Here is a 19,648-nt window from a genome sequence, read left to right as displayed (position 1 = left end):
TAGTGCGCGGCTCCGGGGTCGACAAATTCTAAATACTGAAGGTGGCATTCGATTAAATAGATGGCTTGCGTCCGCCGTGGGGCTGTTCGCGGGCCACGGTCAGGAAAGGATCGACCAGCGCCGGTCGCGCCGTGCCGCGACGCCAGGCCAGACCGACGTCGAGGGTCTGGTTGAGGTCGGCAATCGGCCGCGCTTCGATGATGTCGCCTTCCAGTGACCACGGTCGGTAGGTCATGTCGGGTTGGATCGATACGCCCAGGCCGGCTGCGACCAGACTTCGCACCGCCTCGGTGGAAGCGGTTCTGAGGGTGATCTTCGGTTGCAACCCGGCGCCGCGCCACAGGCGTTGGGCGTTGCGATCCATCTCGTCGACGTTCAGTTGAATCAACGGCTCCCGGGCGACATCGGCGAGGTTGATGCTGTCGTGTTCCAGCAGCGGGTGCTGGGCCGGCAGCCACAAACGGTGCGGCGAGTGGGTCAGCACTTCGGTCTGCAAGGCGTGGCGGTCTTCGAGGTTGGAGAGGATCAGCACGCCGACATCGATCTCGCCGCTGACCAGCAAATGCTCGATGTACGGCCGTTCGTCCTCCATCACCCGGATCTCGACATTGGGGTAGGCACGCTGGAAACGGGTGAGCAAATCCGCCAGGTAATAACCGGCCACCAGACTGGTCACGCCGACGATCAACTGCCCGGCGACCTGATCGGTGCTCTGTTGCAGGCTGCGTTTGGCGTTGTCCACGGTGGCCAGAATCAGGTGCGCCTGGCGCAGGAACTGGTGCCCTTGGTGAGTAAGAGTCATGCCCTTGGCGTGGCGGTTGAACAGACTGACGCCGATTTCTTCCTCCAGTTGCTGGATGGCCAGGGTCAGGGTCGATTGGGAAATGAATGCGGTTTGCGCGGCGGCGGAGATCGAGCCGGTCTCGGCCACAGCGATGAAATGGCGGATCTGACGCAAGGTCATCATGGAAGGTTTACCCGGTGGGCGGTTTTTATAGATTGCCTCGAGTGTATATCTATTTTCGCGAAGGGCTGCGGTGGGCCAGGCAACATCTGGAAGCACACTCGCACCCAAGTGGCGGGCACTTTCGAACTAGGCTGAGGGCCTTATTGATCCGGATAACCCCTGTTTGGAGGCGGAACATGAACACCCGTGGATTGCTCGATCAACTCCTCAAGTCCGGCCAGGAACTGCTGCAGAACAAGGCGGGCGGGGCGCAGAACAAAACGGCTGCCGGCGGTTTGGGCGGCTTGCTGGGCGGATCTTCCAGTCATGGCGCACTCGGCGGTTTGCTGTCAGGCGCCGGCGGCGGTGCCCTGGCGGCCGGCGCCATGGGCCTGTTGCTGGGCAGTAAAAAGGCCCGCAAGGTTGGCGGTAAAGTCGCCATTTACGGCGGCCTCGCCGCGCTGGGCGTGATCGCCTACAAAGCCTACGGCAACTGGAACGCCCAGAAAGGCACCGCCCCGCAAAACGAACCGCAGACCCTCGACCGTCTGCCACCGGCGCAAGTCGAACAACACAGCCAGGCCATCCTCAAAGCCCTGGTCGCCGCCGCCAAGGCCGACGGCCACATCGACGACCGTGAACGCCAACTGATCGAAGGCGAATTCACCAAACTCGACAACGATCAGGAACTCAAGCACTGGCTCCACGCCGAACTCAACAAGCCCCTCGACCCCACGGACGTCGCCCGCGCGGCAAGCACGCCGGAGATGGCCGCCGAGATGTACGTGGCGAGCGTGATGATGGTGGATGAGGAGAACTTCATGGAGAAGAGCTATCTGGATGAACTGGCGCGGCAGTTGAAGCTGGAGCCGGGGTTGAAGGTGGAGCTTGAGAAGCAGGTCCGTGTAGCTACCCAGTAAAACCGCTGTCAGCGATATCAGAACCCGCGATCCCGCACAGGATGGCGGGTTCTTTCGTTGTGGCTGAAAAATCGCCGGCGAGGGCGCGTTACGGTATCGGCAGATCGTCTGCAGCGGAAATGGCCAATCCATCGCCCCTTTTTGCCATTGCGCCACTGGCACGCCACCCTCCGATTCCTTGAAAGTCCCTGTCCAGAGCCCACCCCGTTTACTCGGAAGGCCTGAGCGCGGCAAACCGTCTTATAAATGAAACACCGCCCTCAGCTATACTCCCCCGCATTTCGACCCGCCCCGAGGACTGACTGTGAAGAACTGGACGTTGCGCCAACGCATTTTGGCGAGCTTTGCGGTGATTATCGCCATCATGCTGCTGATGGTGGTCGTCTCGTATTCGCGGTTGCTGAAGATCGAAGCCAGTGAAAACAGCGTCCGTGACGACGCGATTCCCGGCGTCTATTACAGCTCGATGATCCGCGGCGCGTGGGTCGACAGCTACCTGCAGACCCAGGAACTGCTGGGGCTCAAGGAAGGGCAGGGCGTCAGCAGCGAAGATGCGGCCGATTACAAAGCCTTCGAGTCTCGTCTTCAGGAGCAGATGGCCAATTACCGTGGCACGGTGGTCACGGACGAGGACAAGCTGGAATTCGCGGCGTTCGAGAAATATCACGACGCCTACCTGAAAACTCAGGATGCGGTACTGGATCTGCACAAGCGCAATCTCGAAGCCGACGCTGTAAAGCTGTTCCACGAACAACTGACACCGACCTGGTACTCGGGCCGGATGAAGCTCAACGACATCATTGGCGAGAACAAGAAAGTCGCCGACAAGGCCATGGCCAACATCGACGAGGCCGTGGCGGCAGCCAAGGTCAGCATGTTCGTCTCGCTGCTGGTGGCCGTGCTGGCCGCCGGTTTCTGCGGTCTGTTGCTGATGCGCGCAATCATGGCGCCAATGAACCGCATCGTGCAGATCCTCGACATCATGCGCACGGGCGATCTGAGCAGTCGCTTGAACCTTGAGCGCAAGGACGAGTTCGGCGCGGTGGAAACCGGCTTCAACGACATGATGACCGAGCTCACCTCGCTGGTGTCCCAGGCCCAGCGCTCGTCGGTGCAGGTCACCACCTCGGTGACCGAGATCGCCGCCACTTCCAAGCAGCAACAGGCGACGGCTACCGAAACCGCGGCGACCACGACTGAAATCGGCGCGACGTCCCGCGAGATCGCGGCAACCTCACGCGACCTGGTGCGCACCATGACCGAAGTTTCCACCGCCGCCGATCAGGCCTCGGTGCTGGCCGGTTCCGGGCAGCAAGGCCTGGCGCGCATGGAGGACACCATGCACTCGGTGATGGGCGCGGCGGATCTGGTGAACGCCAAACTGGCGATCCTCAACGAGAAGGCCGGCAACATCAATCAGGTGGTCGTGACTATCGTCAAGGTCGCCGACCAGACCAACCTGCTGTCCCTGAACGCCGCGATCGAAGCGGAAAAGGCCGGCGAGTATGGCCGTGGTTTCGCCGTGGTCGCCACCGAAGTGCGGCGTCTGGCGGATCAGACCGCCGTGGCCACGTATGACATCGAGCAGATGGTCCGCGAGATCCAGTCGGCGGTGTCCGCCGGGGTGATGGGCATGGACAAGTTCTCCGAGGAAGTGCGCCGTGGCATGGCCGAAGTGCAGCAGGTCGGCGAGCAGCTGTCGCAGATCATCCATCAGGTACAGGCGCTGGCGCCGCGGGTGTTGATGGTCAACGAGGGCATGCAGGCCCAGGCCACCGGCGCCGAGCAGATCAACCATGCGCTGGTGCAACTGGGTGATGCCAGCAGCCAGACCGTCGAGTCGTTGCGTCAGGCCAGTTTCGCCATCGACGAACTGAGCCAGGTGGCCGTAGGCCTGCGCAGCGGCGTTTCGCGATTCAAAGTCTGATGAGCGAAATCACCGCCAAACGCAGCGCTGCCCCGGTGGCGAAGCAGGCGTTGTTCCTGCTGTTTCGCATCGGCAGCGAACGCTACGCCTTGCGCGCCACGGAAGTGGCCGAAGTGCTGCCGCGCCTGCCGTTGAAGCCGATTGCCCGGGCGCCGCACTGGGTGGCGGGGGTGTTCGCCTATCGCGGCATGGTGGTGCCGGTGATCGACCTCAGTGCCCTGACATTCGGCCATCCTGCCGAGGCGCGCACCAGCACGCGACTGGTGCTGGTGCATTACCGCGCGGATGACTCGCAGCCCTCGCAATGGCTGGGTCTGATCCTCGAACAGGCCACCGATACCCTGCGCTGCAACCCGGATGATTTTCAGCCGTACGGCCTCGACAATCGTCAGGCGCCATACCTCGGCCCGGTGCGTGAAGATGCGCAAGGACTGGTGCAATGGGTGCGGGTCAACGACTTGCTGGACGAGTCGGTGCGCACGCTGCTGTTTCCGACGCCGCCGTTGGACCCAAAGCGACTTGAGGAGCAGCCATGAGCAGCGACCAGCGCTTCTTCGACTTCCTCAAGGAACGCATCGGCCTCGATGTCGCGTCGGTCGGCCCGGCGATCATCGAGCGGGCCGTGCGCCAGCGCATCACCCTGTCGCAAACGGTGAATGCCAACGAGTACTGGCAGACCCTGCAAGTCTCGCGGGACGAACAGCAGGCGCTGATCGAAGCGGTGATCGTCCCGGAGACCTGGTTTTTCCGTTACCCGGAATCCTTCGCCACCCTGGGCAAACTGGCCCGCAAACGCCTGGCCGAGCTGAACAACATGCGGGCGCTGCGCATCCTCAGCCTGCCGTGCTCCACCGGTGAAGAACCCTATTCGATTGCCATGGCGTTGCTCGATGCGGGCCTCAAACCCCATCAGTTCAAGGTCGATGGCATGGACGTCAGCCCTTTGTCGGTGGACAAGGCGCGACGGGCGCTGTACGGCAGGAACTCGTTTCGCGGCCAGGAGCTGGATTTTCGCGAGCGGCACTTTTCCGCCGATGACGAGGGTTATCGGGTGAATGAAATTGTCCGCGAGCAGGTGCGCCTTCAAGTGGGCAACGTGCTCGATCCCTCGTTGCTGGTCAACGAGCCACCGTTCGATTTTGTGTTCTGCCGCAACCTGTTGATCTATTTCGATCAGCCGACCCAGCAACAGGTATTCGCCGTGCTCAAACGCCTGACCCATGTCGACGGCGTGTTGTTTATCGGCCCCGCCGAGGGCAGTCTGCTCGGGCGGCTGGGCATGCGTTCTATCGGGATTCCACAGTCCTTTGCGTTCAGTCGCGACAGTGACCCGCAACCCGAACCGCTGCCGATGCCGGTTGCGATTGCGCCCCCGTTGCCCGTGCGCCAGCCCGTGCGCAGCACGCCGCCGCCACCGGTGCGCAGTCGTCCATTTGCCGCTGTGACGCCACTGCCCGCCACTGCCAAAAGCCCGACCCCCGACGCGGCGACCCTGCTGGCCAACATCGCCGCTTTGGCCAACGAAGGCAAAAGCGCCGAAGCCCGCGCTGCGTGCGAACAGTTTTTGCGCAGCCATGAGCCGGTGGCCCAGGTGTTCTACTGGCTTGGCCTGCTCAGTGACGTCGCCGGCAGCGCTCTCGAAGCCCAGGGTTTTTACCGCAAGGCTTTGTACCTCGAACCGCAACACGCCGAAGCCTTGATGCACCTGGCCGGGTTGCTGCAGGCCCAGGGTGACACGGCCGGTGCCCGACGATTGCAGGAGCGCGCCGCCCGCAGCGGTCGCACCGCCGACAGTGAGCGTAAACGATGATCCCGTCCGACACCTTGAACGTCACCCACGAAGACGCCCGGGCCATCGACGATTGCTGGAACCGCATCGGCATTCACGGCGACAAGTCCTGCCCGCTGTTGGAAGAACACATCCATTGCCGCAATTGCTCGGTGTATTCCGCCGCGGCCACGCGCCTGCTTGACCGTTATGCGCTGCAGCAGGATGAGCGCGACCCGGTGGCGACCCAGGTTGAAACCGAGCTGAAAACCCGTTCGTTGCTGATGTTCCGCCTCGGCGAAGAATGGCTCGGCCTGGCCACCCGCAGCCTGGTGGAGGTCGCGCCGTTGCAGGCGATTCACTCGCTGCCGCACCAGCGCTCCCGGGCCTTGCTCGGTGTAGCGAACGTGCGCGGGGCGCTGGTGGCGTGCCTGTCGCTGGTCGAACTGTTGGGCCTGGACAGCAACGCCGCGGCGCCCACTGGGGCGCGGATCATGCCGCGCATGTTGATCATTGCTGCCAATGGCGGGCCGGTGGTGGTGCCGGTGGATGAAGTCGACGGCATTCACGCCATCGACGAACGCATTCTTGACGCCGCATCCCGATCCGGTGCGCAGGCCAGTGCCAAATACACCCGAGGCGTGTTGCCCTTCAAAGGCCGCAGCCTGCGCTGGCTGGATGAAGAACAGTTGCTGTCCGCCGTGACCCGGAGCCTCACATGACCCCCGAGCAAATGCGCGACGCCTCTCTGCTCGAGCTGTTCAGCCTGGAAGCCGAAGCACAGACTCAAGTGCTGAGTGCCGGGCTGCTGGCGCTGGAGCGCAATCCGACCCAGGCCGATCAGCTCGAGTCCTGCATGCGTGCTGCGCACTCCTTGAAAGGTGCGGCGCGGATTGTCGGCATCGACAGTGGCGTCAGCGTCGCCCACGTGATGGAAGATTGTCTGGTCAGCGCCCAGGAAGGGCGGTTGTTCCTGCGCCCGGAGCATATCGACGCGCTGTTGCAGGGTACCGACCTGCTGATGCGCATCGCCACCCCGGCCAACGGCCCGCAACCGGCGGATATCGAGGCTTACGTAGCGTTGATGGGCGGTTTGCTCGATCCGACGGCACCAGCCGTGGTGCCTGCCGCTCCGAGTGCACCACCAATGGCCGAGTTGCAACTTCTGCCACCGCCGATGGTTGAGCCCGCGCCGGTTGAAATCCCGGTCGAGGTTGCCGAACCGGAACCCGCGCCGCGCAAGAGCAAACGCACCACGGAGGGCGGCGAGCGGGTGCTGCGGGTCACCGCCGAACGCCTGAACAGCCTGCTCGATCTGTCGAGCAAATCCCTGGTGGAAACCCAGCGCCTCAAGCCGCACCTGGCCACCATGCAGCGCCTCAAACGCATGCAGAACAACGGCCTGCGGGCGCTGGAAAGTCTCAATGTGCATCTCAAGGAACATGCCCTGAGCCTTGAAGCTCAAGAAGCGCTGGAAGATGCGCGGCGCCTGCTCGCCGAATCTCAGCAACTGCTGGCAGAGAAAAACGCCGAGCTCGACGAGTTCGCCTGGCAGGCCAGCCAGAGAGCGCAAGTGCTCTATGACACCGCGCTGGCCTGCCGCATGCGGCCGTTCGCCGATGTGTTGTCTGGTCAGGTGCGGATGGTGCGCGACCTCGGTCGCAGCCTCGGTAAACAGGTACGGCTTGAGATCGAGGGCGAGAAGACTCAGGTCGACCGCGATGTGCTGGAAAAACTCGAAGCACCGCTGACGCATCTGCTGCGCAACGCAGTGGATCACGGCATCGAAACCCCGGAAGAACGCCTGCTCAAAGGCAAGCCCGAAGAAGGCCTGATCCGTCTGCGCGCCTCGCATCAGGCCGGTCTGCTGGTGCTGGAATTGAGCGATGACGGCAATGGTGTCGATCTGGAAAAGGTCCGTCGCAGCATCGTCGAGCGCCAGCTGTCGCCGGCGGAAACGGCCGCCCAGTTGAGCGAAGAAGAGCTGCTGACCTTCCTGTTCCTGCCGGGTTTCAGTCTGCGGGACAAGGTCACCGAAGTGTCCGGTCGTGGCGTCGGCCTCGATGCCGTTCAGCACATGGTTCGCCAGTTGCGCGGTGCGGTGGTGCTGGAGCAGACGGCGGGCGAGGGCAGTCGCTTCCATCTCGAAGTACCGCTGACCCTGTCTGTGGTGCGCAGCCTGGTGGTGGAAGTTGGCGAGGAGGCTTATGCGTTCCCGCTGGCGCACATCGAACGCATGTGCGATCTGGCGCCGGAGGACATCGTGCAGGTCGAAGGCCGCCAGCACTTCTGGCACGAGGGGCGGCATGTCGGGCTGGTCGCGGCCAGCCAGTTGCTGCAGCGTCCGGCCAGTCAGAACAGCGGCGATACCCTGAAGGTCGTGGTGATCCGCGAGCGCGAGGCGATCTACGGTGTGGCGGTGGAGCGTTTCATCGGCGAGCGCACGCTGGTGGTGTTGCCGCTGGACGAGCGGCTGGGCAAGGTGCAGGACATTTCCGCCGGGGCGTTGCTCGACGATGGTTCGGTGGTGTTGATCGTCGATGTCGAAGACATGCTGCGCTCGGTGGACAAGTTGCTGAACACCGGGCGTCTGGAACGAATCGCCCGCCATGGCAATCAGGCCGCAGAGGCGGCGCGCAAACGGATTTTGGTGGTCGACGATTCGCTCACCGTGCGTGAATTGCAACGCAAACTGCTGCTCAATCGCGGCTATGACGTGGCCGTTGCGGTCGACGGCATGGACGGCTGGAACGCCTTGCGCTCCGAGGATTTCGATCTGCTGATCACTGACATCGACATGCCGCGCATGGACGGCATCGAACTGGTGACGCTGCTGCGTCGCGACAATCGCCTGCAATCGCTGCCGGTGATGGTGGTGTCTTACAAGGATCGCGAAGAAGACAGGCGCCGTGGACTGGATGCCGGGGCGGACTATTATCTGGCCAAGGCCAGCTTTCATGACGATGCACTGCTCGACGCAGTGGTTGAGCTCATCGGAGGAGCGCGGGCATGAAGATCGCAATCGTCAACGACATGCCTATGGCGGTGGAGGCCTTGCGCCGGGCGCTGGCTTTCGAGCCGGCGCATCAAGTGGTGTGGGTCGCCAGCAACGGCGCCGAAGCGGTGCGCCTGTGCGCGGAAAACACCCCGGACCTGATCCTGATGGACCTGATCATGCCGGTGATGGACGGCGTCGAGGCCACCCGGCGCATCATGGCCGAGACGCCCTGCGCGATTGTCATCGTCACGGTCGATCGCCAGCAGAACGTGCACCGGGTGTTCGAAGCCATGGGCCACGGTGCGCTGGACGTAGTCGACACTCCGGCCCTCGGCGCCGGCAACGCTCAGCAGGCGGCGGCACCGCTGCTGCGCAAGATCCTTAATATCGGCTGGCTGATCGGCGAGAAAACCGCTCGCTCGCGCCCGGCCCAGACCACGCCGCGCAGTTCGGCATCGTGCCAGCGGCTGGTGGCGATCGGCTCGTCCGCAGGCGGCCCGGCGGCGCTGGAGGTCTTGCTCAAAGGCCTGCCGCGCAACTTTTCGGCAGCGATTGTACTGGTGCAGCATGTCGACCAGGTTTTCGCCGCCGGCATGGCCGAATGGCTGGCCAGTGCCAGTGGCCTTGACGTGCGCCTGGCACGGGAAGGCGAGCCACCGCAGGCCGGCGCGGTGCTGCTGGCCGGCACCAATCACCACATCAGGTTGCTCAAGAACGGCACGCTGGCCTACACCGCCGAGCCGGTCAACGAAATCTACCGCCCCTCGATCGACGTGTTTTTCGAAAGCGTCGCCAATTACTGGAACGGTGACGCAGTAGGGGTTTTGTTGACCGGGATGGGACGCGACGGGGCGCAAGGGCTTAAGCTCATGCGTCAACAGGGCTACCTGACCATCGCGCAGGATCAGCAAAGCAGTGCGGTGTACGGCATGCCCAAGGCCGCCGCGGCCATCGATGCAGCCGTAGAAATCCGTCCACTGGAAAAGATAGCGCCACGATTGCTGGAGATTTTCCCCAAATGAACACATCCATCCGCAATCCTGGCCCCCGCAGCACTCAGGTGACCGCCCATGAATGACTTACAGATCGATGACATCAAAACCGACGAGAACGCCGCCATGGTGTTGTTGGTGGACGATCAGGCGATGATCGGCGAAGCCGTGCGCCGCGGGCTGTCGAATGAAGAGAACATCGACTTTCACTTCTGCTCCGACCCGCATCTTGCCGTGGCCCACGCGGTGCGGATCAAGCCGACCGTGATCCTGCAGGATCTGGTGATGCCGGGCCTTGACGGCCTGAGTCTGGTGCGTGAATACCGCAACCATCCGGCGACCAAAGACATTCCGATCATCGTCCTGTCGACCAAGGAAGACCCGCTGATCAAGAGCGCAGCGTTCTCCGCCGGGGCCAATGATTATCTGGTGAAGCTGCCGGACAACATCGAGCTGGTGGCGCGCATCCGTTATCACTCGCGCTCCTACATGACCCTGCTGCAACGGGACGCGGCCTATCGCGCGTTGCGGGTCAGCCAGCAGCAATTGCTCGACACCAATCTGGTGCTGCAGCGGCTGATGAACTCCGACGGGCTGACCGGGCTGTCTAACCGCCGGCATTTCGACGAATACCTGGAGCTGGAATGGCGCCGCTCGCTGCGTGACCAGAGCCAGTTGTCGTTGCTGATGATCGACGTCGATTACTTCAAGTCCTACAACGACACCTTCGGTCACGTCGAAGGCGACGAAGCCTTGCGCAAGGTCGCCACGGCGATCCGCGAGGCCAGCGCCCGGCCGTCCGACTTGCCGGCGCGTTATGGCGGCGAAGAGTTTGCGCTGGTGCTGCCCAACACCTCGCCGGGCGGGGCGCGGCTGGTGGCGGAGAAGCTGCGCCAGACCGTGGCGGCGCTGAAGATTCCGCACAATGCTCCGGTCGAAGGGTCGAGCCTGACCATCAGCATCGGCCTGGCGACGATGGTGCCGGAGGCGGGCAGCGACTGCCGGTTGCTGATCTCGGCGGCGGACCGTGGCCTGTACCTGGCCAAGAACAACGGGCGCAATCAGGTCGGCATCGAATAGGTACGCGATACCCTTGTGGGAGCGGGCTTGCTCGCGAATGCGGTGGGTCATTCAGCAATGATGTCGACTGATACTCCGCCTTCGCGAGCAAGCCCGCTCCCACGGGGATCTGTGTCAGGCCATGTCAAGTGAATCGCCTTAACAGCCGCCAGACGGGCTGCCGTGACAGCTTGATTACGTTATACTCGCCGGCTTTCAAAAGTTCGCCAACGAGTGCTGCCCGTCATGGAAATCAACCCGATCCTGAACACCATCAAGGACCTGTCCGAGCGCTCCGAAACTATTCGGGGGTATCTTTGACTACGATCAAAAGCATGAGCGTCTGATCGAAGTCAATCGCGAGCTTGAAGATCCTGCAGTCTGGAACAAACCTGAATACGCCCAGGAACTGGGCCGCGAGCGCGCTGCGCTGGCGCAGATCGTCGATACCCTCGATGAACTGAACGGTGGCCTGGCCGATTGCCGCGAGCTTCTGGACATGGCCGTTGAAGAGAACGACGAGGGCGCGGTCAACGACGTCGTCGAAGTTCTTCAAGGTCTCGAAGAGTCCCTGTCCAAGCTCGAATTCCGCCGTATGTTCAGCCACGAGATGGACCCGAACAACGCCTACCTGGACATCCAGGCCGGTTCCGGCGGCACCGAAGCCCAGGACTGGGCCAACATCCTGCTGCGCATGTACCTGCGCTGGGCCGACAAACGCGGTTTCGACGCGACCATCATGGAGCTGTCGGCCGGTGAAGTCGCCGGGATCAAGGGCGCTACCGTGCACATCAAGGGCGAATACGCCTTTGGCTGGCTGCGCACCGAGATCGGCGTCCACCGTCTGGTGCGCAAGAGCCCGTTCGACTCCGGCAACCGTCGTCACACCTCGTTCTCCGCGGTTTTCGTCTCGCCAGAGATCGATGACAAGGTGGAAATCGAAATCAACCCGGCAGACCTGCGGATCGACACCTATCGTTCCTCCGGTGCCGGTGGTCAGCACGTAAACACCACCGACTCGGCCGTACGTATCACCCACGTACCGACCAACACCGTGGTCAGCTGCCAGAACGAACGTTCCCAGCACGCCAACAAGGACACCGCCATGAAAATGCTGCGGGCCAAGTTGTACGAGCAGGAAATGCAGAAGCGCAACGCCGCGTCCCAGGCCCTGGAAGACACCAAGTCGGACATCGGCTGGGGTCACCAGATCCGTTCGTACGTGCTCGATGCGTCGCGGATCAAGGATCTGCGTACCAACATCGAACGCAGTGACTGCGACAAGGTACTCGACGGCGATATCGACGAATACCTGGAAGCCAGCCTGAAATCGGGGCTGTAAGCTTCACCCGACCTCAAGTCCCCCGTCACCGGCGGGGGCAACGAACCTGTGATGGAAAATTTAAAGACATGAGCGACCAACAACTCGATTCGCAAGCCCTGCAACAGGAAGAAAATTCCCTGATCGCCCTGCGCAAGGAAAAGCTTGCTGCCGAGCGCGCCAAGGGCAATGCCTTCCCGAACGACTTCCGCCGCGACAACTACTGCGATGCACTGCAGAAACAGTACGCGGACAAGACCAAGGAAGAGCTGGCAGAGGCTGCGATCCCGGTCAAGGTTGCAGGTCGCATCATGCTCAACCGTGGCTCGTTCATGGTGATCCAGGACATGACCGGTCGCATCCAGGTCTACGTCAACCGCAAGACCCTGTCCGAAGAAACCCTGGCCGCGGTGAAAACCTGGGACATGGGCGACATCATCGCCGCCGAAGGCACCCTGGCCCGTTCCGGCAAGGGCGACCTGTACGTCGAAATGACCAGCGTGCGCCTGCTGACCAAATCCCTGCGCCCGCTGCCGGACAAGCACCACGGCCTGACCGACACCGAACAGCGCTACCGTCAGCGCTACGTTGACCTGATCGTCAACGAAGACGTGCGCCAGACCTTCCGCGTTCGTTCGCAAGTGATCGCGCACATCCGCAGCTTCCTGATGAAGCGCGACTTCCTCGAAGTCGAAACGCCGATGCTGCAGACCATTCCTGGCGGCGCCGCGGCCAAGCCGTTCGAAACCCACCACAACGCGCTGGACATGGAAATGTTCCTGCGTATCGCGCCGGAGCTGTACCTCAAGCGTCTGGTGGTTGGCGGTTTTGAAAAAGTGTTCGAGATCAACCGCAACTTCCGCAACGAAGGCGTTTCGACTCGTCACAACCCTGAATTCACCATGTTGGAGTTCTACCAGGCTTACGCCGACTACGAAGACAACATGGACCTGACCGAAGAACTGTTCCGTGAACTGGCGCAGCTGGTTCTGGGCAGCACCGACGTGCCGTACGGCGACAAGGTGTTCCACTTCGGCGAGCCGTTCGTGCGCCTGTCGGTGTTCGACTCGATCCTCAAGTACAACCCTGAGCTGACCGCCGATGACCTGAACGACATCGACAAGGCGCGCGCCATCGCCAAGAAGGCCGGCGCCAAGGTGCTGGGCTTCGAAGGTCTGGGCAAGCTGCAGGTGATGATTTTCGAAGAGCTGGTCGAGCACAAGCTGGAACAGCCGCACTTCATCACTCAGTACCCGTTCGAAGTGTCGCCGCTGGCCCGTCGCAACGACGACAACCCGAACGTTACCGACCGCTTCGAGCTGTTCATCGGCGGCCGTGAAATCGCCAACGCCTACTCCGAGTTGAACGACGCGGAAGACCAGGCCGAGCGCTTCATGGCCCAGGTGGCCGACAAGGACGCCGGCGACGACGAAGCCATGCACTACGACGCCGACTTCGTTCGCGCGCTGGAGTACGGCATGCCGCCAACGGCCGGTGAAGGTATCGGTATCGACCGTCTGGTGATGTTGCTGACCAACTCGCCGTCGATCCGCGACGTGATCCTGTTCCCGCACATGCGGCCGCAAGCGTAAGTGTTTCAATAAAAAAGCCGCCTGAAATGGGCGGCTTTTTATTGCCTGTCTGGTACAAACGTATCAAATGGTTACTTTTGAAAAAAACAACAGAGGAAGTCCTGTCGTGATCGGTGCAATGGCTCAAGAGGGTGCAGCGGGAATCGCCACTGCGGTCGCTGAAAGTGTTCAGTACCAGGGCCGCAAGGCCAGCCGACAGGGCAGCGAGCAGCGTCGGCAGGATATTCTGGATGCGGCGATGCGCATTGTCGTGCGCGATGGCGTGCGGGCCGTGCGCCACCGGGCGGTGGCCGCCGAGGCCGGTGTGCCGCTGTCGGCCACCACGTATTACTTCAAGGACATCGATGACCTGCTCACCGATACCTTCGCCCAGTACGTCGAACGCAGCGCGGCTTACATGGCCAAGCTGTGGATCAACAACGAAGGCCTGCTGCGCGAGATGGTGGTCAGCGGTGACGGCAGTCCGGAGTCGCGTTCGCAGCTGGCCGACGATATCGCCCGATTGATGGCCGATTACGTGCACCGGCAACTGGTCAATCGTCGTGAGCATTTGATGGCCGAGCAGGCGTTCCGTCAGGAAGCGCTGCTCAACCCGCGTCTGGCGGAACTGGTGCGTTCCCATCAGCAGATTCTGTTGCAGGGCACCTGCCAGTTGTTCCAGGTATTGGGCTCGCGCGAGCCGCAGCAGGATGCCAAGGTGTTGACGGCGATTATCGGACGGATGGAATATCAGGGCCTGCTCAACGACGCCGAGCCTTTGGCCGAAGAGGACATGCTCGGCATTCTGACGCGCTATATGCACCTGGTACTCGCGTCGGTCTGAAAGCCGATGGAGGTCTCCCACAGGGGAAGGTGTTTCAGGTTCTAGGGAGTGTTGAATGAAAGCCTGGCGTGGCGCGTTGATCGCGCTGTCGTTCCTGCTGCTCAGCGGTTGTCTGGTGACTTTTCGCGAGCCGCTGCCCGCTAGTGAACCGGCGCCCAAAGGCCTGCTCGGCCAATGGTCGAGCACCAACGCCTGGGGCGAGCCGATGAATCTTGAACTGACGCGCCTGGGCAACGATCGCTATCAGGCGGTGGCGTACTTCAAGGCCAGACCCCATGAGCGTGAAGCCTATCCGTTCACGGTGTCGCGCCACGGAAGCCGCTGGTACCTGTCGGCGAAGGTGCCGGCGCAGTATGGCGGGCAATTCACCATCGCCGGTTTCGAAATCACCGACAAGCGCGAACTGGTGATCTACAACCTCGACCTCGAACAGATCAACCAGGCCATCGCCCAGAAAGCCCTCGACGGCCAGGGCTTCCAGACCGATGACGGCGACGGCGTGCAGGTCGACAGCCCGCTTGAAAAGGTCTTTGCTTACCTCGACGACCCGGCCAACTCCGACGTTTTCGTCGAAGCGGCGCGCTATCAGCACCAGGCCAAGGCCAAATAATTCAGTTCGTCACGTTTTCTACAGGAGTTTCGGGTGGACGATTACCAGCAGACGATACGCACGCTGTCCGATCGCATAGTGCTGGCGCAGACGCCGATCCGCGTGCTCGACGCGGTCAAGTGGGACGAGAACATCCGCAAGGGGTTCCTCAAGGCCAAGGGCAAGGAATTGCCGGCGGTGGATCGCGACTACTACCTCAACCGGCCACTGTCCTTCGATTCGAGCAAGGTCAAGCTGGAATTCCAGAACATCGAACGGGACATCACCCGCCAGCTCGGCCAGTTCAACCCGGTCGGCCAGATCATGCGGCGCATGTGCAAGGAATACCGGATGGTGGTGCGCATGCTCGAAGCGCGCGGCACCGAGGATTTCGGCCTGATTTCCCAAGAACTGTACGGCGCCGCGTCCGATGCGTTTCACGCCGGTGACCCGACGCTGGCCGACCTCGGTTTGATGATGTCGGACTACCTGAACAACATCGATGGTCGTGGCGACCTGAAGGACGAACCGAAGACCCTTACCGCCAAGGACGCCGTGCATCTGTTGCAAACCCGCCTGAACAAGGTGTTCGGCGAGGCTGAGGAAACCATCCGCGTGTTCGAGTCCGACGGGATCGTCGCCGATGCGGCCGCGGGCGCCGACTACATCAAGATCCGCACCGACGCGATGTTCAACGACCGCGACGTGCGGGCACTGGAAGTCCACGAAGGCCTGGTGCACGTCGGCACCACGCTCAACGGCTTGAACCAGCCGATCTGCACCTTCCTGTCCAAGGGCCCGCCCTCGTCGACGGTGACTCAGGAAGGCCTGGCGATCCTGATGGAAATCATCACCTTCGCCTCTTACCCGAGCCGCCTGCGCAAACTGACCAACCGCACCCGCGCCATTCACATGGTGGAGGAGGGGGCGGACTTCCTGCAGATTTTCGAGTTCTTCCGCGAGCAGGGCTTCGAAATGGCGGAAAGCTATGGCAACGCCAGCCGTGTTTTCCGCGGATCGACGCCGACCGGTCTGCCATTCACCAAAGACTTGTCCTACCTCAAGGGCTTTATCATGGTTTACAACTACATTCAGTTGGCCGTGCGTAAAGGCAAGCTCGAGCAGATCCCGCTGTTGTTCTGTGGCAAGACCACACTGGAAGACATGCGAACCCTGCGTCAACTGGTGGACGAAGGCCTGGTGGTACCGCCCAAGTACCTGCCGGACCAGTTCCGCGACATGAATGCGTTGTCGGCGTGGATGTGCTTCTCCAACTTCCTCAATCACTTGAGCCTGGACCGGATCGAGGCGGATTACTCCAACATCCTGTAGGCCCATTGATCATTCCCGCGCGGCGCGCGGGAGTCCGAACCTTGCGAGGTTTCACCGGATGAGAATCCTCGGCATCCTTTGCCTGCTCCTGACCCTCGGCGGTTGCAGCTCCTTGCTGTTTTATCCCGAGCCCGGTCAGATCTTCACCCCGGAAAAGGCCAGACTCGAATACCGCACCGTCACCCTGACCACCGCCGATGGCCTCAAGCTGAACGCCTGGTGGCTGCCGGCCGAACCCGGGGTCGAGGTCAAGGGCACGGTGCTGCATCTGCACGGTAACGGCGGCAATCTGCCGATGCACTTGGGCGGCAGCTGGTGGTTGCCGAAAAACGGCTATCAGGTGCTGCTGGTGGACTATCGTGGTTACGGTCTGTCCGAGGGCGAGCCGAGTCTGCCGGCGATCTATCAGGACATCGACGCTGCCTTTGCCTGGCTGGACAAGGCGCCGGAAGTCAAAGGCAAGCCACTGATTCTGCTCGGTCAAAGTCTTGGTGGTTCGATGGCAGTGCATTGGCTGGTGCAACATCCGGAAAGACAAAAACAGCTCAAGGCTTTTGTGCTCGACGGGGTTCCGGCCAGTTACCGCAGTGTTGGCCAATACGCTCTGAGTACATCGTGGATGACGTGGCCATTCCAGGTGCCGCTGTCGTGGCTGGTGCCGGATGGCGACAGCGCAATCCATTCGATGCCGCAGCTCAAAGGCGTGCCGAAACTGATCTTCCACAGTATCGACGATCCGCTGGTGCCGCTTTCCAATGGCATTCGTCTGTATCAGGCTGCGCCGCCGCCCCGGGTCCTGCAATTGACTCGCGGTGGGCACGTGCAGACTTTCGGCGACCCGGTGTGGCGTCAGGTCATGCTGCGTTATCTCGACGATCCCGAGCATTTCAACGGACTGCGCCGCCTCGGCGAAGTCCCGAATTACCCGCAACCCCCGAATTCTGAAAACGAGAGTCCGCAATGAGTGAAGAACGCAACGCCATCCCGCTGATCATCACCGGTATCTGCAGCATCCTCGGCACCGTCGGCGCCCTGTGGTACTACGGCTACCTGCACTTCGCCAAACCCGAGGATGCATTGCTGCTCAACGAATTCACCATGCTCAAGACCATTCCCGGCGAAGACTACAAGGTCTCCCTGGACCCGGCGCCGCAAGTGGCGCAATGCATCGATGGTGTGCTGGTGCTGTTCGACACCGAACAGAAAGGCCTGACCGGGGTGCTGGTCAACAGCCAGAAAAAGGCTGTGCGTTGCATGGGGCAGGAGACGCCGCAGAAGCTGGAAGAGTAAACCTGCGGCAAACAAAAGCCCCGCCTGATCAACTCAGGCGGGGCTTTTTCGTTACGGTGTGACGCTTAGTTCGAGCTTACTGCCGAACGCGGCACCACTGGCTGGTTGTCGTTGGAAATGGTCACTTCCACCCGACGGTTCATCGCACGGCCCGAGACGCTGCCGTTATCCGCGACCGGATATTCCTTGCCATAACCCTGCACTACGATGCGCGAAGGATCGACGCCCATTTTGATCAGTGCAACCTGTACCGATGTCGCGCGACGCTCGGACAGCGACTGGTTGTAGCTCGCCGAGCCGGTGCTGTCGGTATAGCCTTCGACGATCACTTTGCGGTCCGGGTTTTCCTGGAGGAACTGCGCCAGTTTGTTGATGTTCACCAGACCGCTGGATTTCAGATCGGCCTTGTTGGTGGCGAACAGCACGTCACCGAAGGTCACCAGCGTACCGCGATCGGTCTGCTTGGCGTTGAGGCTGTCCTGCAGCTGTTTGATCTGCTGATCGCGAGCGTCCAGACGGGCCTGGGCACGTTGGGCGGCGGCGTTCTTCAGATTGGCTTCAGCGGTGCGCAGGGCGATGGTCTGCTTCGCCACTTCCACGCGCTGGTTGGTCAGATAGGCCAGCTGGTCGACCTTGTGCTGGTCTTCCTTGTCCAGATAAGCCTTGTCGGCCTTGTCCAGGTAATCACTGGCGTCCTTGGTTTCCAGCGCCGCGACTTTGCTCGCCTGCGGGTTGGCCTGCAGGCCGGCGTAGTTGGTGCGTGCCTGTTCCAGGTTCGGGTTCGGCGGCGTCGAGCAGGCAGCCAGGGCAACGCTTGCGGCCAGGAGAGCGGGGATCATCAGTTGTTTACGCATAATCGTTCGTCCTTTCTATCGATAAGAGATTCAGCCTTGCGGTCGGGATGCGCGCTTACTGCACGGTGCGCTGACTTTCCTGACGCAGTTCCTGAACACCTTTCTGGGAGTCCTTCACCGCCTGTTCGGCCTTCATCGCCTGGGCCTTGCGTTCAGCGACGCGGGCGTCCCACTCGGCCTGTTCGGCGAGGGTGCGAGCCTCGTCATATTTCTTGTCGTGCATGGCGATTTCGGCTTGTTTGAGCTTGTCCTGTGCCTGCTTCATTTCCACGGCGGCGAATTCGGTACCGCCGGCACTGACTGCGCTGTTAACCGCCGATTGAGTCACGGCGTACTGCTCGGTCGGTGGATTGCCGGCGCAACCGGCCAGCACGAAGCTGGTGCCGATGGCCAGGGCGGCCAGTTTCAGACCGCGCAGGTGGGAGAACGAGGTTTGGGTCTTCATGGTCTTCAACTCCATTGGTTAACTCCTTGGAAGCTTCGAAATCCATCCTGGTAGCGGAGCCGCAACCGTCATGTGCAAGTGCGTTTTGAAACGCTCGTTCCAGGCGTGGTTACCTGTTCCGACCGAAGGCATTTTTCAAAAGTTCAGAAAAGATGGCTTATCGCCAAAAAATATTCTGACCGAATGGACAAGGCTCTAAACCGGGAACTTTGGCGTTTTTCAGAGGTACGCGCGGGCAGAAATGGCAGAGAGCCGGAGGGGGAAACAGTGCATGTGGGAGCTGGCTTGCCAGCGATCAGGCCGTCAAATTCAACACGGCTGTGACCCAATTGACGCCATCGCGGGCAAGCTCGCTCCCACCGTTTTTGTGATGTCCGAAAATCAGTGTTTCTGCTTGCCGGCAGCGGCCGACAAGTCCTGCAAATGCCGCCGCGACAACGCGAGAAAACGCGGGGTCGGGCCAACGTCTTCATACAGCGGATCGCCTTCTTCGTCGGTCGCGACCACAGTCGGGCCTTTCACATACGGCAGACTCGCTTCGAACTCTTCGAGGGCGGCGCCGATCAGTTCGCCGAGCAGTTCTTCGGCATGCCGTTTGGGGTACATCTCGGTAATCGCTGCCAGCCGTGCGGCAGCTTCCACATCCAGATGAATCGTGTAGCCGGTGTCGGTCAGGCGACCCTTGGCGGTTTCTTCCCAATGCTGGGCGAGTTCACGGATTTTCATAATGACCTCATGTCGCACCTGCTCGTGGCAGGTCTGGGTGAGTGTCCGCCGTCAGCCGGCGGCAAG

General features: G+C 61.7%; 19 protein-coding genes and 1 pseudogene. 15 read left to right on the top strand and 5 right to left on the bottom strand.

Going from position 1 to position 19,648, the window contains the following annotated elements:
* Nucleotides 1-52 precede the first annotated feature (52 nt).
* A complete protein-coding gene (locus tag J5M72_RS19340) occupies nt 53-967 on the bottom strand; it encodes a LysR family transcriptional regulator (RefSeq protein ID WP_007954670.1) in 915 nt (304 codons plus the stop codon).
* A gap of 176 nt (nt 968-1,143) precedes the next feature.
* Here J5M72_RS19340 and J5M72_RS19335 point away from each other — a divergent pair, with 176 nt between their 5' ends.
* The 8 genes from J5M72_RS19335 (at nt 1,144) to J5M72_RS19300 (ending at nt 10,631) form a co-directional block, all read left to right on the top strand.
* A complete protein-coding gene (locus J5M72_RS19335) occupies nt 1,144-1,866 on the top strand; it encodes a tellurite resistance TerB family protein (RefSeq protein ID WP_207866803.1) in 723 nt (240 codons plus the stop codon).
* A gap of 304 nt (nt 1,867-2,170) precedes the next feature.
* A complete protein-coding gene (locus J5M72_RS19330; RefSeq protein WP_169429021.1) occupies nt 2,171-3,793 on the top strand; it encodes a methyl-accepting chemotaxis protein in 1,623 nt (540 codons plus the stop codon).
* Nucleotides 3,793-4,329 (top strand): chemotaxis protein CheW, encoded by a 537-nt coding sequence (locus J5M72_RS19325; RefSeq protein ID WP_207866802.1) that lies wholly within the window; start codon nt 3,793-3,795, stop codon nt 4,327-4,329. The genes J5M72_RS19330 and J5M72_RS19325 overlap by 1 nt, the downstream gene beginning before the upstream one ends.
* Nucleotides 4,326-5,603, top strand: a complete 1,278-nt coding sequence (locus tag J5M72_RS19320; protein ID WP_207866801.1) for a protein-glutamate O-methyltransferase CheR — start codon at nt 4,326-4,328, stop codon at nt 5,601-5,603. The genes J5M72_RS19325 and J5M72_RS19320 overlap by 4 nt, the downstream gene beginning before the upstream one ends.
* Nucleotides 5,600-6,283, top strand: a complete 684-nt coding sequence (locus J5M72_RS19315) for a chemotaxis protein CheW (protein ID WP_169429024.1) — start codon at nt 5,600-5,602, stop codon at nt 6,281-6,283. The genes J5M72_RS19320 and J5M72_RS19315 overlap by 4 nt, the downstream gene beginning before the upstream one ends.
* Entirely contained in the window at nt 6,280-8,574 is a 2,295-nt protein-coding gene (locus J5M72_RS19310) for a hybrid sensor histidine kinase/response regulator (RefSeq protein ID WP_207866800.1), read from the top strand. Before J5M72_RS19315 ends, J5M72_RS19310 begins: the two co-directional genes overlap by 4 nt.
* On the top strand, nt 8,571-9,581 hold the full coding sequence (locus J5M72_RS19305; RefSeq protein WP_169429026.1) for a chemotaxis response regulator protein-glutamate methylesterase: 1,011 nt from the start codon (nt 8,571-8,573) through the stop codon (nt 9,579-9,581). The genes J5M72_RS19310 and J5M72_RS19305 overlap by 4 nt, the downstream gene beginning before the upstream one ends.
* A 48-nt stretch (nt 9,582-9,629) precedes the next feature.
* Nucleotides 9,630-10,631, top strand: coding sequence for a PleD family two-component system response regulator (locus tag J5M72_RS19300; protein WP_207866799.1), 1,002 nt, complete (start codon nt 9,630-9,632; stop codon nt 10,629-10,631).
* Nucleotides 10,632-10,644: 13 nt separating this feature from the next.
* Here J5M72_RS19300 and J5M72_RS28980 read toward each other — a convergent pair.
* Nucleotides 10,645-10,749 (bottom strand): annotated as a pseudogene (locus tag J5M72_RS28980) (metal ABC transporter ATP-binding protein); the annotation flags it as partial.
* 107 nt (nt 10,750-10,856) lie between these two features.
* Between J5M72_RS28980 and prfB the strand changes: the two are divergent.
* The 7 genes from prfB (at nt 10,857) to J5M72_RS19265 (ending at nt 17,557) form a co-directional block, all read left to right on the top strand.
* Nucleotides 10,857-11,952, top strand: a protein-coding gene (gene prfB / locus J5M72_RS19295) for a peptide chain release factor 2 (RefSeq protein ID WP_102621447.1) whose coding sequence is annotated in 2 segments (ribosomal slippage) — nt 10,857-10,928 and nt 10,930-11,952 — 1,095 coding nt in all. Because the reading frame shifts where the segments join, the coding sequence is not laid out codon by codon here.
* Between the two features lie 68 nt (nt 11,953-12,020).
* On the top strand, nt 12,021-13,523 hold the full coding sequence (gene lysS / locus J5M72_RS19290; protein ID WP_169429028.1) for a lysine--tRNA ligase: 1,503 nt from the start codon (nt 12,021-12,023) through the stop codon (nt 13,521-13,523).
* Between the two features lie 118 nt (nt 13,524-13,641).
* Nucleotides 13,642-14,346 (top strand): TetR family transcriptional regulator, encoded by a 705-nt coding sequence (locus J5M72_RS19285; RefSeq protein WP_011332647.1) that lies wholly within the window; start codon nt 13,642-13,644, stop codon nt 14,344-14,346.
* A gap of 55 nt (nt 14,347-14,401) precedes the next feature.
* Nucleotides 14,402-14,956 carry a hypothetical protein gene (locus J5M72_RS19280; RefSeq protein WP_207866798.1) on the top strand — a complete coding sequence of 185 codons (555 nt, stop codon included), beginning with the start codon at nt 14,402-14,404 and terminating at the stop codon, nt 14,954-14,956.
* A gap of 33 nt (nt 14,957-14,989) precedes the next feature.
* The gene (locus J5M72_RS19275) at nt 14,990-16,267 is read left to right on the top strand and encodes a flavohemoglobin expression-modulating QEGLA motif protein (RefSeq protein ID WP_169429030.1); all 1,278 of its coding nucleotides are present in this window, start codon (nt 14,990-14,992) and stop codon (nt 16,265-16,267) included.
* A gap of 58 nt (nt 16,268-16,325) precedes the next feature.
* Nucleotides 16,326-17,231 (top strand): alpha/beta hydrolase, encoded by a 906-nt coding sequence (locus tag J5M72_RS19270; protein ID WP_207866797.1) that lies wholly within the window; start codon nt 16,326-16,328, stop codon nt 17,229-17,231.
* Entirely contained in the window at nt 17,228-17,557 is a 330-nt protein-coding gene (locus tag J5M72_RS19265) for a hypothetical protein (protein ID WP_115076688.1), read from the top strand. Before J5M72_RS19270 ends, J5M72_RS19265 begins: the two co-directional genes overlap by 4 nt.
* Nucleotides 17,558-17,622: 65 nt before the next feature.
* Here the strand turns inward: J5M72_RS19265 and J5M72_RS19260 are convergent, their stop codons facing one another.
* The 3 genes from J5M72_RS19260 to J5M72_RS19250 form a co-directional block, all read right to left on the bottom strand.
* On the bottom strand, nt 17,623-18,411 hold the full coding sequence (locus tag J5M72_RS19260) for an OmpA family protein (RefSeq protein ID WP_169429032.1): 789 nt from the start codon (nt 18,409-18,411) through the stop codon (nt 17,623-17,625).
* Between the two features lie 55 nt (nt 18,412-18,466).
* Nucleotides 18,467-18,871 (bottom strand): DUF4398 domain-containing protein, encoded by a 405-nt coding sequence (locus J5M72_RS19255; RefSeq protein WP_085697302.1) that lies wholly within the window; start codon nt 18,869-18,871, stop codon nt 18,467-18,469.
* A 366-nt stretch (nt 18,872-19,237) separates the two neighbouring features.
* Entirely contained in the window at nt 19,238-19,582 is a 345-nt protein-coding gene (locus J5M72_RS19250) for a pilin assembly protein (RefSeq protein ID WP_169429033.1), read from the bottom strand.
* Nucleotides 19,583-19,648 lie beyond the last annotated feature (66 nt).

The organism is Pseudomonas sp. 58(2021) (assembly GCF_017491585.1).
GTDB lineage: Bacteria > Pseudomonadota > Gammaproteobacteria > Pseudomonadales > Pseudomonadaceae > Aquipseudomonas > Aquipseudomonas fluorescens_BT.
Note: the sequence above shows the minus strand (reverse complement) of the source record. Positions and strands in the feature narration are given on the sequence as shown.